This window comes from Oleiphilus sp. HI0117 (assembly GCF_001635235.1).
In genome coordinates, this window is the sequence record NZ_LWGA01001028.1 from 1 (window position 1) to 2,587 (window position 2,587).

The following is a 2,587-nucleotide window of genomic DNA, read 5'->3' on the forward strand; positions in this document are numbered from 1 at the left end:
ATCAGGGAATAGGGTGGGCGTTAAAACAAAACTAACGCTTGATCACCTCATGGCTTCTTCTGCTATCCCGACCATATTTCCACCAGTCAAGATACATAGAGAGTACTTTGGCGATGGTGTTGCTCGTAATATGGCACCGCTTAGCCCTGCAGTTCACCTTGGTGCGAATCGAATTTTGGTTATTGGTGTTAGCGCGAACCTCACCAATCGTCATATTCGCAAGGAAAGTAAAAAAGAGCCAAAGCGACCCTCTATCTTAGAGCATGTTATAAACGGAATGTTTATTGATGTTGTAGAAAAGGACGTTGAAAAGGTCGCTGTCATCAACAGCCTTTTAAAAAGAGTTGAGGACCCAGAAGCAGTCGCCAACGATTTGGGATTAAGGTTTATTGATACCTTGGTGATAAACCCAAGCGAACCAATTGATGAAATTGCAATTAAACATGTTTCCAAACTACCCGGACCTATTAAACAGTTTTTTGGTCTAAACAAGGAACCAATTGAAGGCGGCGTGAGCCTGGCTAGCTATCTTTTGTTTGAAGGGGAGTTTATGCGAGAGCTCATAGCTCTCGGATACAAGGACGCTCAAGCTAAGTCCAAGGAGCTTGAAAGTTTCTTTAACGCAGATATGAAAAACAGCTAACCAAATTTAACAACTCCTCTCTGAAAATGGTAAGCAATTGTATTTACAAGAAAATATTAATATTGCCAAAATTTAAATCTATTTTTGTGACTAGCAGTCAATTTTGATGTCTCTTTTCGAACATGTCTTTGTTATTATTCGCACCATAATAACGATAAGAAAAGAACGTTCTTACACATCAAACAATTAATGAGGATTAAGGAAACATTATGACATTTCGTCGAATTATACTTGCGCTAGTAATGCTGTCGACTGCTGCCACAGCTTCTGCACTTGAAAAGAAAAAGTTCTGTATGTACGACCCGGTTGGAAAAAACGGTCCTGCAATGACATTCTTCGCTGACTTGAAAGCAAAAGCTATTCCTTGGGGTCTAGATATCCATTTGGAAGCTTTTACCGATGAAAAAGTTGCCTCTAATGATTTTAAAGCCGGTATGTGTGATGGTGTATTTCTTACCTCTATATTGAGTAGCCCATACGTTCCATTTGGTGGTACCTTGGATGCAATTGGTGGCATCAACAACGAGAAGCAGCTTGGTATCGTTCTAAAGGCCTTGACTAACCCGAAAGTTGGCAAGCTACTTACGAATGGTAATTACGAGATGGTTGGTACTTTGCCTGTTGGTTCTGTTTACCTATTCGTAAGAGACAGAAATATTGACTCAGTTGAAGAATTTAGCGGCAAAAAGATCTCGGTTCTTAACGAAGATCCACAAAGTTTGAAGCTTGCTAACCTAGTTGGTGCGTCTCCGGTCGGCACTTCTTTGACCACTTTCTCGGGCCAGTTCAATAACGGTAATATCGACATTCTACCAATGGTCGCGCTTGGTTATAACGTATTTGAGTTATATCACGGTCTCGGCGAGAACGGCGGTATTATCGACGAAAAACTCCTTTACGGCATGATGCAGCTTGTTACTCACAAGGACCGCTTTGCAGACGACTTTGGTCAAAAGATGCGTGAGTACATTCTTTCTCGTATTCCTGACATTAATAAAATGGTTAAGGATGCTGAAGCGGAAATCCCAGCGAAGTATTGGATCAAAACAGATGCTAAAACTAAGGAAGAAATTACTAAGTTTAAGCGTGAAATCCGTATGGCTCTAAAAGCAGAGGGTAACCACCACCCTAAAGCTTTAAAAATGCTTTGGAAAATCCGTTGTTCTGAAAATCCAACTGCTGCCGAGTGTGGTACACCAGAGTAATTTGCTAACTTAGCTTTTACTTTCTAAAGCCCGGCCGTTGCCGGGCTTTTTATTGTCTGCGATTAATCCATTGGTAGGAATGTGTATTACACTATTCATGACTAGCGGTCACAAATATAGATCTATATTATTAGCAAAATAAGATAAAAACCAAAAACCGAGGTTCTCATGTCACGCACTACACACCCAAGTCTAAGTTTTGCTACGCCATATCAACAAGGTAATGTAAACGTTAAAAATCGATTCTTTAAGTCTGCAATGAGCGAACAACTGGGAGACAAACAGCACAATCCGGGCAAGCGACTTGCTAAGTTATATCGTACCTGGTCAGCTGGCGGTACTGGGTTACTTATCACAGGTAACGTCATGATTGACCGGGCAGCACTTGGCGAANCAAAAAACGTTGTTCTAGATAACGAAAGCGACCTCGAGAGCTTCATTCAATGGGCGGACGCTGCAAAGCAGAATGACACCAAAGTTTGGATGCAATTAAACCACCCAGGTAAGCAATCGCCAACGTTTTTAACAAAGCAGCCAGTCGCCCCCTCTGCTATTCCTTTAGGTGGGGGGCTTGAAAACACCTTTGCCACCCCTCGTGCGCTCGAAGAAAGCGAAATTTTAGAAATAATCGAAAAGTTTGCGACCGCCGCAAAACTTGCCAAACAAACAGGCTTCGATGGTGTACAAATTCATGGCGCTCACGGTTATTTGGTTAGCCAGTTTTTATCTCCACACCACA

2 protein-coding genes and 1 pseudogene are annotated in these 2,587 nt (G+C 41.8%); all 3 read left to right on the top strand.

Translation table 11 applies throughout. From position 1 onward, the window contains the following. Positions 1-643: patatin-like phospholipase family protein (locus A3757_RS18400; protein ID WP_369819572.1), on the top strand; the 643-nt coding region annotated here is incomplete at its 5' end. A 209-nt stretch (positions 644-852) separates the two neighbouring features. Continuing rightward, positions 853-1,848, top strand: a complete 996-nt coding sequence (locus tag A3757_RS18405) for a putative solute-binding protein (protein WP_068510722.1) — start codon at positions 853-855, stop codon at positions 1,846-1,848. Between the two features lie 168 nt (positions 1,849-2,016). After that, a pseudogene (locus A3757_RS18410) lies at positions 2,017-2,587 on the top strand (NADH oxidase); the annotation flags it as partial.